Source organism: Pontibacillus chungwhensis (assembly GCF_030166655.1).
Taxonomy (GTDB): domain Bacteria; phylum Bacillota; class Bacilli; order Bacillales; family BH030062; genus Pontibacillus.
Genome location: NZ_CP126446.1, coordinates 1,217,998 through 1,232,184 on the forward strand (window position 1 = coordinate 1,217,998; position 14,187 = coordinate 1,232,184).

The 14,187-nt window shown below is 35.5% G+C and carries 22 protein-coding genes; 20 read left to right on the forward strand and 2 right to left on the reverse strand.

Annotated features, from left to right (window positions below; all coding sequences use genetic code 11):
* Positions 1-84 precede the first annotated feature (84 nt).
* The 20 genes from QNI29_RS06315 (at position 85) to QNI29_RS06410 (ending at position 13,035) form a co-directional block, all read left to right on the forward strand.
* On the forward strand, positions 85-378 hold the full coding sequence (locus QNI29_RS06315; RefSeq protein ID WP_231418114.1) for a hypothetical protein: 294 nt from the start codon (positions 85-87) through the stop codon (positions 376-378).
* A gap of 81 nt (positions 379-459) precedes the next feature.
* The gene (locus QNI29_RS06320; protein WP_231418113.1) at positions 460-978 is read left to right on the forward strand and encodes an NUDIX hydrolase; all 519 of its coding nucleotides are present in this window, start codon (positions 460-462) and stop codon (positions 976-978) included.
* Between the two features lie 141 nt (positions 979-1,119).
* Complete coding sequence (locus tag QNI29_RS06325; protein ID WP_231418112.1) at positions 1,120-1,605, forward strand: hypothetical protein; 486 nt, start codon at positions 1,120-1,122, stop codon at positions 1,603-1,605.
* A 101-nt stretch (positions 1,606-1,706) separates the two neighbouring features.
* Positions 1,707-2,144, forward strand: a complete 438-nt coding sequence (locus QNI29_RS06330) for a hypothetical protein (protein ID WP_231418111.1) — start codon at positions 1,707-1,709, stop codon at positions 2,142-2,144.
* Positions 2,145-2,204: 60 nt separating this feature from the next.
* Positions 2,205-2,486, forward strand: a complete 282-nt coding sequence (locus QNI29_RS06335; RefSeq protein ID WP_231418110.1) for a hypothetical protein — start codon at positions 2,205-2,207, stop codon at positions 2,484-2,486.
* A 516-nt stretch (positions 2,487-3,002) separates the two neighbouring features.
* Positions 3,003-3,296: a hypothetical protein gene (locus QNI29_RS06340; RefSeq protein ID WP_231418109.1), complete on the forward strand. Its 294-nt coding sequence runs from the start codon at positions 3,003-3,005 to the stop codon at positions 3,294-3,296.
* A gap of 40 nt (positions 3,297-3,336) precedes the next feature.
* A complete protein-coding gene (locus tag QNI29_RS06345) occupies positions 3,337-3,483 on the forward strand; it encodes a hypothetical protein (RefSeq protein WP_284526904.1) in 147 nt (48 codons plus the stop codon).
* 66 nt (positions 3,484-3,549) lie between these two features.
* A complete protein-coding gene (locus QNI29_RS06350; RefSeq protein WP_231418107.1) occupies positions 3,550-3,993 on the forward strand; it encodes a pyridoxamine 5'-phosphate oxidase family protein in 444 nt (147 codons plus the stop codon).
* 210 nt (positions 3,994-4,203) lie between these two features.
* Positions 4,204-4,461 (forward strand): hypothetical protein, encoded by a 258-nt coding sequence (locus QNI29_RS06355; protein ID WP_231418106.1) that lies wholly within the window; start codon positions 4,204-4,206, stop codon positions 4,459-4,461.
* Between the two features lie 429 nt (positions 4,462-4,890).
* Positions 4,891-5,520: a hypothetical protein gene (locus QNI29_RS06360; RefSeq protein WP_231418105.1), complete on the forward strand. Its 630-nt coding sequence runs from the start codon at positions 4,891-4,893 to the stop codon at positions 5,518-5,520.
* Positions 5,521-5,847: 327 nt separating this feature from the next.
* Positions 5,848-6,114 (forward strand): hypothetical protein, encoded by a 267-nt coding sequence (locus tag QNI29_RS06365; protein ID WP_231418104.1) that lies wholly within the window; start codon positions 5,848-5,850, stop codon positions 6,112-6,114.
* Between the two features lie 647 nt (positions 6,115-6,761).
* Positions 6,762-7,370, forward strand: coding sequence for a hypothetical protein (locus tag QNI29_RS06370; protein WP_231418103.1), 609 nt, complete (start codon positions 6,762-6,764; stop codon positions 7,368-7,370).
* Between the two features lie 82 nt (positions 7,371-7,452).
* On the forward strand, positions 7,453-8,061 hold the full coding sequence (locus QNI29_RS06375; RefSeq protein WP_231418102.1) for a hypothetical protein: 609 nt from the start codon (positions 7,453-7,455) through the stop codon (positions 8,059-8,061).
* A 51-nt stretch (positions 8,062-8,112) separates the two neighbouring features.
* Entirely contained in the window at positions 8,113-8,709 is a 597-nt protein-coding gene (locus tag QNI29_RS06380) for a protein kinase (RefSeq protein WP_231418101.1), read from the forward strand.
* Positions 8,710-9,098: 389 nt separating this feature from the next.
* Positions 9,099-9,503 carry an HIT family protein gene (locus QNI29_RS06385; protein ID WP_231418100.1) on the forward strand — a complete coding sequence of 135 codons (405 nt, stop codon included), beginning with the start codon at positions 9,099-9,101 and terminating at the stop codon, positions 9,501-9,503.
* A gap of 62 nt (positions 9,504-9,565) precedes the next feature.
* Positions 9,566-10,513, forward strand: a complete 948-nt coding sequence (locus tag QNI29_RS06390) for a phosphotransferase enzyme family protein (protein WP_284526991.1) — start codon at positions 9,566-9,568, stop codon at positions 10,511-10,513.
* A gap of 443 nt (positions 10,514-10,956) precedes the next feature.
* Complete coding sequence (locus tag QNI29_RS06395) at positions 10,957-11,430, forward strand: hypothetical protein (protein WP_231418099.1); 474 nt, start codon at positions 10,957-10,959, stop codon at positions 11,428-11,430.
* 80 nt (positions 11,431-11,510) lie between these two features.
* The gene (locus tag QNI29_RS06400; protein WP_231418098.1) at positions 11,511-11,714 is read left to right on the forward strand and encodes a hypothetical protein; all 204 of its coding nucleotides are present in this window, start codon (positions 11,511-11,513) and stop codon (positions 11,712-11,714) included.
* A gap of 25 nt (positions 11,715-11,739) precedes the next feature.
* On the forward strand, positions 11,740-12,186 hold the full coding sequence (locus QNI29_RS06405; protein ID WP_231418097.1) for a hypothetical protein: 447 nt from the start codon (positions 11,740-11,742) through the stop codon (positions 12,184-12,186).
* 117 nt (positions 12,187-12,303) lie between these two features.
* A complete protein-coding gene (locus tag QNI29_RS06410) occupies positions 12,304-13,035 on the forward strand; it encodes a DUF5694 domain-containing protein (RefSeq protein WP_231418096.1) in 732 nt (243 codons plus the stop codon).
* A 65-nt stretch (positions 13,036-13,100) separates the two neighbouring features.
* Here the strand turns inward: QNI29_RS06410 and QNI29_RS06415 are convergent, their stop codons facing one another.
* Both QNI29_RS06415 and QNI29_RS06420 read right to left on the reverse strand, forming a co-directional pair.
* Positions 13,101-13,598, reverse strand: a complete 498-nt coding sequence (locus tag QNI29_RS06415) for a hypothetical protein (RefSeq protein WP_231418095.1) — start codon at positions 13,596-13,598, stop codon at positions 13,101-13,103.
* Between the two features lie 68 nt (positions 13,599-13,666).
* Positions 13,667-14,125 carry a hypothetical protein gene (locus QNI29_RS06420; RefSeq protein ID WP_231418094.1) on the reverse strand — a complete coding sequence of 153 codons (459 nt, stop codon included), beginning with the start codon at positions 14,123-14,125 and terminating at the stop codon, positions 13,667-13,669.
* Positions 14,126-14,187: the final 62 nt, after the last annotated feature.

A 14,187-nucleotide genomic window follows, 5' to 3' on the forward strand; every position in this document is an offset into this window, starting at 1 on the left:
AAAAGCGGGTGCGACTGCTGAAAAAAGGCACTAGTCTCTTTCATTAACGGGCAGTCTTGCTGGATATGGGGTTAGGAGGGTTTTATGATAAAGAAAAAGGCATTACTACTCATTACGCTTCTATTACTCACTATTTCTTTAATAGGATCCTTAAAAGAAGATACAGTTAAGGGAGAAATTAAAGGTACAATCGAAGAAAAGCTTCCGCAGCAAAATATGATAGTAGTACAGGATCAGTCTAATATCCGAAACCACATTCCTGTTGATGATATTGAAAAGTATGAAATAGGAGACAAAGTAGAAATTACTGTGTATATGCATCCTGATAAAAACGGTGCTACAACCTATGAGAATTCAAGAATTGTAATAAAAAAGTAATGGTGGTTTTTCTTTAGGAATGCGGTTGTTAAATAAAGAGCTTTGCTTCTACAAACGGCCAATTACATAAGGAGTTTCGCAATGGAAATATGGGATTTATATGATAAACATCGGAATAAAATAGGGAAGCAAATAACTCGTGGAGCTGAAATGACATCAGAGGAGTTTCATTTAGTCGTACACGTATGTATATTTAATTCAAATGGTGAGATGCTCATTCAGCAGCGTCAGCCCTTTAAGCATGGATGGTCAAACCTTTGGGATGTTACTTGTGGTGGGAGCGCAGTTGCAGGCGATACTAGTCAGCAGGCTGCTTCAAGAGAGTTATCCGAGGAACTAGGGGTTCATTATAACTTTGAAAAGATACGGCCACACTTTACGATTAACTTTGAACGTGGCTTTGACGATTTTTATTTGATTGAGTATGACTTAGATCTGGATGAATTGGAGTTACAGGCTGAAGAGGTACAAGCAGCCAAATGGGCTTCTAAAGAGGAAATCTTAAAGCTGATCGAAGATAAAAAATTCATACCTTATTATGAGAGTATGATAGCGTTTCTTTTTGAGGGTCGACATCATTATGGCTCTATCCGGATTTAAGATAGGTAGGTTTGTATTGATAACGCATGCGTTCACTCCTTAATTAAATGTTGAAGATGAAGGAGAGGTGAATTTGAGTTGAGAATCCGCTCAAAATTAATATTTAGCTTGATTGGCATAATGGTTCTATTCCTATTAATAATGACTTGGTTTTATCCATATTCACCATTCAGTTTACATAAAAGCTTTACTTATAAACCAGATCAGAAAGTTGTTCAAGGTTATGTGAAAGATATTGAAGAGTTTAAAACGTTCAAGAAAAAAGTTGATGGGACAACAGATCAACTCAGGTATGTTTTAGAAACGTACGAACAAGATTGGTTAATGAGTGAAAGTAGTATGAAAATGGATGAACAACAATTAAATTTAATTCTATTTGAAGTAAAAGAAACAAGACAACTATTATTGGATCTTGTTGCTCAACAAGATTATACAAAAGAGGAGAAGGAATATTTAATTCATACGATTCAAACATTGTTAACAATCGAAGATTCCATCACAAATATAAAAGCTCAACCGATGTTGTCTAAAGGTAAACTAGAAACACAATTTGATAATCTACATCAGAAGTTTATTAGCAGTTTTTTTGTATTTCGTTCTTTCTATGAAGTAGCACATGAAGATTAAATTGTAGTGCAATACCACTAATGGGTGCGATAGCTAAACAGGAGCAGCGTTTATTTTACCAACCATACCAATTTAGTGGAAAAGAAGTAGGAGGCACGAGAATGAAAAGGAAATGGTTTTTAGCCATAGGTGTTGTCATCATAATCTTTTTTTCCGTTAAGCATTTTAATGATTTTAGAGAAAAAGATTTAGATGATGTTATCCATTACGATATTTCTAATGTCGAATCGTTTTCAATAAATGGGCTCACAGGGGAATATGAATGGAGAACGGATCAAAAGGCACACGCAGAAGAGTTTAAAGACTTCCTGAGCAACTATCGTGTTAAAAGAATGAAGGATCATGAGTGGGACAGTGATGTTTCAAAAGAAGATGGCTTCACTCTTACTATCTACTCAAAAGATAAAGAGATTCCAATAGAGGCTTCCATTTATGAAAAGCGCGTCCTTTTTTACAATGAAGGGGAGTATTATCAGGTTGTAAATGACCGAATTGATGTAGATTGGATTCGAAATTATAGTAAGGAAAATAAACTATAATAATCGTTTTTCTTACATACTCAGGGAGTTAAGTTTAATAAACAGTATAGGGGCTTTTAAATGGGTGAAAAGATAAAAGTGATTCGTTGGACTGGGGGAGGATTCATAGGGATCATTGTCCTTTTTATATCTGTGATGACTTGGTTTTATCCTTATTCCGTTTTTAGTGTAGATAAAAGTCTTGCCTACCAGCCTGACTCGCATTTGTATAATGGTAAACAATATGCAGAAATTTTGAGTGAGTTTAAAGATTCATATCAGAAGGATTTAGAGGCAGATGTGAGCAATAAAAAATACAAGCTTAATCATAAACCGGACACAATACATTCTTCCTATTTTTGAACAGGAATGGTTAGTTAGCACAAGTTCGGTACCCATTGACGATAGGAAGCTGAACAACATGATAGTCAAACTAAAGAATGCTAGAGATACCTTGTTGGAACTCCTCATTCAAGTAGATCTAACTCGTGATCAACGAGATGAGTTAGTACATAACCTGAAAAGCGTTTCATCATTAGAGGAGCGTATTACAGACATCGAACATAAAAATTATGCTACTAGAGGACAGCTTAAACGACAATTGGATCGTATCCATTCGCAGTTTATATCTACCTTTAGAACTTATATCGTTTTTTATGAAAGGGCAACTTAAGGGGCCTATTCAGGACAATTTTTTTATATGTCATTTTAAGTAGGACTCCGTATTTTCCCCACTAATTTATTAACGACTTGTATGAGGAAGAGCCCTTTCATCCCTTTGCGTTTACCTTTCTCCCCCTTTGGGGTATAGGACCTAAATACTAAAGAACAGGTGAGTACCTTCCATCTGCTTTGCAAGACTAGTAGGAGGTGTGCCTTATGTACAGGGGCGGTTTGGAATTTGAAGGAGGAGCGCTCCTTTATATTGCTCTAGCGTTTGTGATCTTGCTTATGGCTTCTTTATTTCTCGTTTTATTCAAGACGTTTGCTCCAAGGAGCCAGGGTAATTTTGCGGTTATGGTTGGCATTTTCTTATACTTCTCCATTAGTTCAATAATCGCGTCATTTTTTCTTTCTGTAATGATGGGGATCATTTCAGTGGTTATTTATGGCGTTACGGCTGTCGTTATGTTTCGTTTAAAAAAGAGGCATCCGGATTTTGAATTAACTTAGAAACTCCATAGTGGGGCTTCTCGTGCAACAAATTAAGTATATGAAGAAACTGAACAGCTCAACTTCTCGATTCGAAATTACAGAGAAGTTGGGCTTTTTCTTATGGAATATTCCTATGGTTTTAAATCGACTTCATACAGCCTATGTGATAAATATGCTTGAACAGGTAATTGGTATATTATGTTAAACTAAATGTAGGTTATGTGAAATAATGTTCTTAAACTAACAGTGCAAATTTGTTGATCAGGAGGTTATGATGAAAATTATTAGAGATACAGGTAAAAGTTTTGATTTAGAAAATTTTCTTACAAAGCCTTTAGTAGCGCATTTATCAACAGTGGTGGAGGATGAACCGAGAGATTCACCAGTTTGGTTTTATTGGAAAGATAATAAAATTTGGATAATAGGTACAGCTTCAGATACATTCCCAGATCGAATAAAGGAAAATCCAAAATGTGCGATTGGAATAGTAGATTACAATCAGCACAGTGGCCTTTTTTTACATGCAGGATTTAGAGGTACAGCAACGGTAAAGCCTTTTGATCAGATCATAGCTAACCAGTTAATTTCTCGTTACTTAGGTGTTGAAATAGAAGAATGGGATCCACGTTTTAAAAACTTAGATGATCGTAATGTTTTAATATGCTTTACGCCTGAAACAGTCGTAGTTCGTGACCAATCATTTTGTCTTTCCTAAATGACCAGAAAATGTAGTTGTTCAAAGGAAGCGTTGTTTTTTGTATCAATGAACCTTCCCCTGTGGTGCTTACTGTCAATGGAGTAACTGTTATCATATGATATAATATAAGCAAGAATAACGATGAATTAGCTGGTGAAAATAAAATAATTGAATGGCCAAATGAAATTATAAGGTATTGAATCCATTAGAGGTAAGGGGGGCGATTTTATGAAAAAAATAGGTGCTGAGGCTGCAAAGGTATTGGAAGAAATTTTCGAAGATAAAGATCAATCCTTTGAACTAAATGGACAAAAATATAAAATAGTGGCTATTGATCATAAAGATAATGAAACAACTGTAGCTGAAGATGTAGAAAAAGACCAAAAGCTAAAACGAAAATTACTACAGGCTAAAAAGGATATTAAAGAAGGTAATTCCTATACTTCGGAAGAAATGAGAGAAATGATACGGAGAGGCCAAGTATAAATGAGGTTTATTTGGCTGGAGTCCACAAAGGAAGCATTCGAGAATATTAAGAGTGAGCACTATTCTTATAATGAAACCATTGAATACAAGTTAACTTTATTAGAACGTATTGAGAAGAAAATTATAACGGTTGGAACTAGTATGAGAGCAGATAAACCTGAATGGAAAGGAAGTCATAAAATACATGTAGATAGATTTATTATTTACTACTCCTTTTCTGATGACAATCAAACTTGTTTTTTAGAATATTTTAAGCACTCTAGTCAACATTATTGAGCTATCCTTTAGATAAATAGGGATGGCATTTTTTTGTATATAATCTAGTGCGTAAGGGGCGGGTTCACTGGAACTTTTATTCATGTGCCAAGGGCCCTATCCCTGTGGTACTTTACGAAATAATTTAAATATCTTAAATGGGGGAAGAAAAGAATGAAACAACTTATACGATTAATCTTGTTTTCTTCAATATTGTTGAGCTTGACTGGATGTAACTTCAGTAATGATTTTTCCAACGAGATTGATGAGGATAACCCTACTAAGACTAAAGAGGATAACGAAATACCTGAAATTAAAACTTATAAGGGTGAAAAGTTAGATCTATTAGTGGTAGGAGATAAGCCGACTATAAGAGAACAGAAGAAAATATCATTTACAACTATTGATGTTGAAAATTTAGCAAAAAAGAGCCTGGATCGTTATGATGCGGTTGTCATAATGCCTGAATATCTTTCTGAAGCAGCAGAAAAACGATATAACAAAATTTATAAACAAAACAAAATCCCATTTTTCTTTGTAGGTTCTAGAGCTGCACATATCCCTTTTGTTGATAATGGTGAAGTTACATACGAGACCTATGCTGATCGAGTAGATGAATCTCAAAATTATATTTCTGGTCTCCTTTATAAAGAAGACATCGAGAAAGGCTACTACGCTTATAAATACCGTTATCAACACGATGGGGAGAATTACGTGAAAGATAATGTGAGCAGTATATATTCAAATGTATTTAGAACGATTGACAACATTAAGTCAAACCAACCTCTAAATCATCTTAATTGAGTGAGCTGTATGAGTGCTGTTTTCTTTTCACGAAGCCTAGAAGAGTCTCTTCAAAAGCCCAATATTAATAACATAATAAATTAAGATACACACTACCTGGAGTAATAAAGTGGAGTGGATAGTATTTGAAGAAGATCGCCATAAGAAGTATTCAACCGTACAAGAATTATATGATGCTTGGACGTATGAATTACCACTATACCACTAGATAAAAGGATGACTGAATTCAGTCATCCTTTAAATGTTTGAAGACATGTATGTATTTAAAGGTGAACGCTTAGCGTTTATATGCTTATAATTCTATTATTTGTTTGGAAGGTGTATATTTTGAAGAATGAAGACGATCGTTTTCTGGGGAAGTGGGCTGTTCAAAGAAGAAAAGGCAAACAGTCTTATATGGCAACAAGGAGCTTATTATTCACGCTATTTTATTTAACAATATTCCTTTTATCTTTTGATCATTATCTAGAACCTACAACTCCTATAGGAGAATGGGTATTAACAGGTGTCTGGTACCTTTTAGTTGCGTTCTTCCTTGGTACGTTTACTGCAAACCTAAGATGGAACCTAAATGAAAAGAAATACAAAAAGTGAACTGAACTACCATAGGGACGGGTTTACTGGAACTTCTATTCCCTATTGGTTCATTTAATCGAAAAAAGGTAAGAGATCCTATGTATCTCTTACCTTTTTCTTGTTATAGCAAGGGGGAAGGTCCTGCTAATAGAAATTTGTTCTTATAAGGTGCGTTAATGCAATAAGCCAATATACCAAACAGAACGTCCATAATATTGGAGGTTCTGTTTTTTTATAATCTTTAACATTCAGCTTTAACAGAGCCCTAATTACAGAATGAACTGTTCAATTTAATTACTGAATTTTCAATCAAATAAATGGGATTTAATGTTAAAATGAGTTGGGAAGTTTTAAGTTTTATGCAAACAGGACAGTTGTACTAAATGAAGTTTATTGGAGGAAACATCAGAGGTTCGATGGGTAAAAAGAGAGAATGTACTAGATTTTATTTCAGCGCCAGCAATTCGAACCAGGTTTAAAGCTTATTTGGACTTTGAAGTAAGAGACAATTATATGGAGTACGGGACTAAACCTGAATTTGAATGAAAGGGGAGAATGACGGTATAGATATCCTTTACTATGGTAAATTACTACGTAAAAAGGAGAGGATTTCTCATAAGGAAATAGGAGTTACTATAATCAAGTTTTTGGAGGGGGGAGATCATATGCAGAGATTTTTGATAAGTATTGGGTTTCTTATTATTATGTCTTCATTAGTTGGTTGTACCAATGATGAAAACCAAGAACAACTAGAATTTTCTGTGAAGACCAATTGGGGAAATAAAATGTTACATGAGCGAAATTTCTATCAAATAATTATAAAAGAATTGTCTTCAGAAGATGTGGATAGAAGTTATTTAAAAGGTGTGGGTGCTAATCAAAGGGATTTTTATAATATAAGCCAACGAGACGATAAGAATTCAATCCAAAATATAATGGACCAATATTATGAGGAAAAAGAGATAAATAGAATTATTGAGGTTCTTAAAAAAGCAGAAGATACTTCATCTGCTTTAGCACAACATTTGGAGAACGGAGATACATCTGTCCTATTCCATAACAAGCAATTTCTCAGCTCATTGGATGTTCTTATAAAAGAGTATGTAGATGGTAAGGATGCTGTTGTTTCGACCGAAGATTTAACTTTAATTAATATCATAAAATACCCGAAAGATATGTCTGAGAATTATTCATCAAATGAAATATTGAACTTACTGATAAATATTGAAGATCATTTAGAGTTACTTTCTCAAGAAATAGTAAATGTGAAATGAATGGGCTGATTTTAAAATATAGGGGCAATTGGTGAACAAGGGCAATTGTTTCTTTTATTACCGAAACAGAAAGGAGGATTAAATGGCACAATCAAAAGTTCATTCAAAAATCTTTTTATGGTTATCCATTATAAGCAGTCTCTTCTTCATAACTCTGAAATTTTTCCAATGGAAGCTTGTTGAGATGTTTACAGTCTTTGTTATGCCTTTTGTATGGTTATTCTTGTACATATTCTTTTTAGTTGTTTTTATCCTGTCAATCATTCGGCTATTTAAGAAGAAGGAATGGAAGCCACTTTTTATACAGGCAATTACTATCGTTTTACTCCTTTTTATTCCGTTCAATCAAGTCGCATTAAACGTAGATTTCAAACTTAACAAATCGGAAAGAAACGAAGTAATTTCGAAAATTCAGGATGGAACTTATAAACCAAACGTTTCCCACAATAACTCCCTCATACATTTACCAGACGACTATACTGATCTATCGAAGGGCGGAGGAGACATAATAGTTGAAAAAGATGGGGAAGATTACTCGATTTTATTCTTTACTTTCCGAGGAGTGTTAGATAACTTTTCTGGTTTTGTCTTTTCACCAAACGATAAAAAGCCACACGCACATTTATTTGGGGGAGACTTCAAAGAAGTAGTGAAAATGGAGGAGAATTGGTATTTCGTTTCTTCTTCTTAAGATACTGAGTACTTTTGTTCAATACGCGTTTTGCAGAGGGAGGGGGATAGGATGATTGAAGAAATCATTAATAATTGGAATAGCTATTGTACAGAAGAGAATTTTATAGGGATCGGTTCTACGCGAAAAGTATATAAAGTATCTGGTTATGTAGTCAAAATAAACTTGCATCCTATTGGTAATAGTCAGTCTAAAAACGAGTTAGAGATTTTTAATGCGATGATGGATAAAGGGCTGCACCACCTATTTGCTCAGACGTATTATGTAGATGAGTGTATCTCTATTCAGAAATATTATGAGCCATTAGAAATGAAGGGTAACCAAACGTTTGAAATTGATCGGAGTAGAGAAGAAGAACGGATCCCAAATCGATACCAAGAAGTTCTGACTCTTTTAGACCAGGAATTCGATAGTTTTGATCTAAAAGACAGCAGCAATTATGGTTTAAACAGTGAAGGGAAACTTGTTTTTATCGATTATGGGATGAATAAAACATTGTATGAGGAACAATGGGTGCCCTCAGCTGAGAATGGAATTCTACCACAGATTGACTATGATTTTTGTACAGTTTGTGAGAGCAAAAAGGAATTACGTATGTACGGAGATCACGACAGGGATAAACGGTGTTATTCGTGTGGGAAGGAATAGGGAGAAGTTACTAACCAAACGGATGTAATTATGAAACAAGTAGTTGCTTCTTTCATAAATTGGACCGGTTGTTTAATAAGAAAGGAAGGGGAATATTGCGTTCTATTAAGTTAATGTTATTAGGTATAACGTTCATACTTGTCGCCATATATATATCACAAGTTGCTGCTTTTAGAACTGATGGTTGGGAGTTCGTTGTTTTAGTATTTGGTCTTATTTTTGTGATCATTGGCTTTTTTATAGACGGTGTTTTTAAATAACGGGGGCGAATGGTGCACAAGAGCAGGGTCTTCTTAATTTACTTACCAGGATCGGCGAATCGAGTAGTTACATTAAAGATACATAAGGAAGCTGACATGAAATATTAAACAAGGTGAAGGGGATTGATTATGGAGGATTGTTTGTTTTGTATTCCGAGTTTGGAACCAACCCAAAACATAGTGATGGATAATGAGTATTGTATGTTTTTACAGTTAGCACAAGCTCAAATAAAGGGGAAACAGCTTGAAGGTGCAGGGTTAATTGTCCCTAGAGAACACAGGGAAACGGCATTTGATTTAACATATGAGGAGTGGAGTGCAACTTACAGCCTGCTTCAAGATGTTAAAGAATACTTAGATGAAAACTATGGACCACAAGGCTATAACCTGGGCTGGAACTGCGGGGAAGTTGGCGGGCAGCATATTTTCCATGCCCATTTTCACGTGATACCGAGATATTCAGATGAACCAATGGCCGGCAAAGGGATTAGGTCTTTGTTTAAGGGTTCAGAAAATAATAGAAAAAGTAGGTAAACTACCAGTCGCAATAAAGTAAGAAGGGAAGTTCTTGTTTTTTGCGATTGTAGAAGGGAAGAATCATTTTGCTAAATAAGATACACGAAGTACTTAGCGGGCTCTATCCAGTGGAAATAAATAAAGTTGAGGCAGTAACAGATGAGATGTTTCGATGCACGAGTGCAGAAGAGGAGTACTTTGCAAGGATTACAAATTATAAAAGTTATGATGAACAATTAGAAGAGGTTCACTATACAAACTTCTTATTTAACGAAGGGTTGGGTGTGTCTCAAGCAATACCTTCTATTAATGGTAGAGCGGTAGAAAAGGTGATTCTTGAAGGTCGTGAAATCTTTACGGTTCTTTATAAATCTGCACCTGGGGCTCACTTACCAAAGGAAAACTGGAATACAGATGTTTTAAAAGAGGTAGGGCGGCAAATTGGGAAAATGCATCGATTGTCAAAAAAATATGAAGAAGTCCATCAAATCCGATCGATCAAGGATTGGCATGAAAACGAGGAATATGCCTTTTTAAAATATATCCCTGTAGAGGAATCTATTATTAGAGATATAGCGGATGAGGTACGATCCTCGATCAAGAAAATCCCTAGAGACCCTTCGAATTATGGGTTAATACACGGTGATATATGGTTAGAGAATATACTCGTTGATGAAGACCTGAATTTGACGATGGTTGATTTTCAAGATTGTGAGAAGCATTTTTATATTTTTGATTTGGCAGTCCCCCTTTACAGTGCGCTTGAGTATTCGTTTATAGGTGGGGGGAACATAATTGAATATGGAAATCGTATTACGGGAGCCATGATCGAAGGATACGAAGAGGAACATTCACTCTCTCCAGAAATGGTAGAAAAACTTCCGCTATTTATGAAACTAAAAGAGATATTTGAATACAGTTTAATGCACATGTACTGGGATAAGGATCACCTAACTGAAGAACAGGTAAGAATAATGAATCATGTTAGAATGAGGATTGAAGGCAATCATTCCATACTTAATACATAACGAGTCTATTGTTGGACTTACGGCTGAATGAGGAGGAAAGGGGCCTATATTTTGTTTCAACAACTTCTGTTTGTGATCATAATTTCGGTTTTCACTATTTTGAGTTGGTTCGATTTTAGGAGAGATATGAAGAAGGCTCAAGGAGAACAGGAAATAAGGAATGTGTTTGTTCGCTTCTTTCTTGCGCTTATTCTATTGATTCTATCTATTTTACTGTTAATTTTTTAGCTTAAACGGTGAACTCGAGGGTATTCGCTTTATTCACATTAGGAAAGAGGGATCATGATGGGATCGTATCCAGATGAAAGTTTGCGTAAGAAAGTTTTTAAGATCGCTTCAGCTATTCCTGACCTTTTAGGACAATTAGTCTTAATACCTCTCAAAATTTTAGGGAACCTACTAAAGCTTCTTTTGAATTTTATGCCTTAGAAGGAGGAGAACCAATGACAAATAACAATAATGACGAAAGTGGTGAGAAGTTAATCCCTTGGCAACCCACAACTGTTCTAAAAGGAGAACGGGGATTCGATTATACGATCGAAGAGGTGTTGCGCCACAATGATTATTTTAAGATCACGATAAAGGACCTTCATGGAAACGCCTTAGACATCCTATATGATGATCCAGATAATATTTGTCCTTTAGAATACTACGTATGGGGATTTATGTATCATACCGAACTAGGTTCTTTATCCAGGAGCTTTGAACAGGATGAAAATCAAACCATTAATAAAGACACCATTTGCTTATATAAGGTGGAGCATTCGGATTTTATTAAAGAGTTTAATCATAACCCTGTAGCAAATAAAGAATTATATCCCACTCTTGAACATCATTTATTTATGACGGGGGATGAAATGGTTGAGGTTCTATCGAATTATGAACCTAGGTTTGTTGAGAGAAAGGGGGAAGATTAGTTTGATATAGATTAAAATGTTGATCGCTAATACATAGGCATCAAATAGGAAGGTTAGACCTGTCACATAGTAAAAAATAGTTGAACAAGAAGAGAGGAATTGCATTGCGTTCTGTGAAATGGATGTTATTAGGTATTGCAATCATGCTTGCAGGGAACTATATCCCCCACGAATTTAGAAGTCGCGGATATGAGGTATTCATTTTAGTATTAGGTTTTATAATTGTGGTTATTGGCTTTTTCAAAAAAGACAAGAAGGAACTACAAAAAGGATGCGATCGTTAAACATGAATAAACGCCTCTTCTATTAATGGAGTATTTACTAGAAGAAATAGCAATGGAAAAACGGGAGGAAGTTATTATAAATAAACCGGTAAAAGCAGTGTTGTTTGCAACTTTGACATTATTTTTACTTGCAAGCTGTGGTGTAGCTGATGGCGGCAGAGTAACGGCAAGAGATGTGTTGAAACAGGACAAAGATGCGGACATTCTGAAGTATAACGGGAGAATCTTTAGCAATGTGACAAGTTTAGAGTGGTTCGAAGATGATAAGCAGAACGTTCCATTTTCTAAAGACCACTATGTAGCCGAGGTTAAAAATCAGACAAAAAGTATTCGGCGGTTTAGTGATCTCAGTGCAACCAAGTTACCAAAAGGGACGAAGGTTTATTCGGCTGCTAAAAACGAAGAAGGTATTTTATTAGTGGAGTACGAGGGAGAAGAACTTTATTATATGGAGCTACTTGAAGGGGGGTAGGTTGGAGTTTGAGAAGGACAGCATTAACAGGGACGGCTCAACCATAAAATGATAAGTCGTAATATTTTGTTAATAGAGGTTGAATGTGAAAAAGAATGTAGAAGGGAAGGTATTCATATGAAGCCAACGATCCTGTTAGTTGGAACGGACCATTTCTCTGATCAAGCAAATGGAAATCTGTTTAATACCAACAAAGTGGATGTTTTATCACAAGAAAGGCAAAACGAAATGAGAGAAATCATTCACTGTCTAAAGCAATTCGAACCTACGAAAGTAGCTCTAGAGGTGATTCAAGAAAACGAGGAAGAATTGAATGCGCAATATGCTTCTTATCTCAATGGAAATTATCCGCTAACAGTTAATGAGATTGATCAAATCGGTTTCCGTTTAGCGGGTGAGTGTCATCTCAACCACGTATACGCAGTCGATTGGAACGAGGAACAAAGAGACATTCCTAATAGTGATGATGGAAAGAATTCCGTTATGTTTAAAGAAGTGATGCGACTTGGAGAACGCATAATGGCTGAATCCAATACATATCTACATAACCATACATTGAAAGATTATTTGCTTTGGCTTAATGAGTCCGAGAATGTATCTAGAGGACAGGAATTTTATATGAAGCTGGCTCTAGTAGAAAAAGATGGGGATCCCGTTGGGGCAACATGGACAGCGAAGTATTGGTATTACCGCAACCTATTAATTTATAAAAACTTAGTAAGCTTGATTGAGTCTGAGGAGGAACGCATTTTCGTCTTATATGGCAGTGGCCATCTTCACTTACTTTTAGAGTTTTTGAAAGAGAGTGGGATGTTTGATGTGAAAGTAGCCAGTGACTATTTAATATAGCTTTGTTACGTATAGCATCTTTTCTGTGGAGCTGAACCATACTGGATTTTGCCTGGTTCAGCGTTTTATGGTTCGTGAGAATGGAGTAGTTTTTCGCGTTTTTTTACAAATCTTTCTATGAAAAATCTAATCGTAAACATAATTAAAAGGCTTGGTAAAATAATTACAGACGCTATCGAGAGGTTATCAATATATTTTGTGAAACTTAAAAATAAAAAAGCAAATACAATACTAATTGGTAAACCCAGGTAAAGCGATGCCTTTTGTAATTGGTTTATCTTAACTGTATAATATTTTTGTTTTTCATTGAGCCCACTTTCCTCAAAACAAGTATTGAATACATCATCGCTTTCAAGGTCCTCTTTGTTTTGATGTAATCTTTCCTTAGATGAATTGGTGAGCAATTCTACTATTATGCCATAGGCCATCATAAACATCATGGTGGAATTGAGCAGGTTTGTAATAGATATTCCAAAAAAGAAATATTGGAGTAGTAGAGCAGTTAGAATAGAAGCTATAATAATGATCACATTATAAAAGCCTTTCGGACGATGTTCAGACAAACGATCACCTCTTTTCTCTTGTAAATTGCGGACTTCTGAAATGATAAAAATAACTTCCCTTTTCTCATTTATTTGATCGTTTTTGCAGAAACAATCGCATCAGAGGTAACGGTAGGGGAGGTCTTGAGCGTGTGTCCGTTGCCTACATTAAAATAAAAGGTTCGTTCTGGTACATGAACAGAACTTGCCAGGTTTTCTTCTTTATGGAATTGGATGGAGTATTCATTCTTAGCTGTACTCGTAAATTCCCATCCCATCCCGATGCCCCCTCTTAAAGAGGTTACTCCAGAGATCGTGATGGCTTTGTACTTCCCTTCTTCTTCAAGTAATTCCCCAATGATATATTCATTTCGATTATATTCTGCTATTAGAAGTTGCTCATCTTTGTTGGTTTGGGCCATGATGATGTGGCCTTTCAGTTTCTCTTTAGCAACGAAATCATCGATCGCTTCTTGCTGTGAGGAGAACGTTTCACCTTGAAAAAGATCATTTTGCGCGGACTCACTACTGCAACTCGCTAACAGCAAAACGAGAGGGATAGCGAGTATCCATAAAGTTTTCTTTAGAATAGGTCCTCATCCTTCCTGGT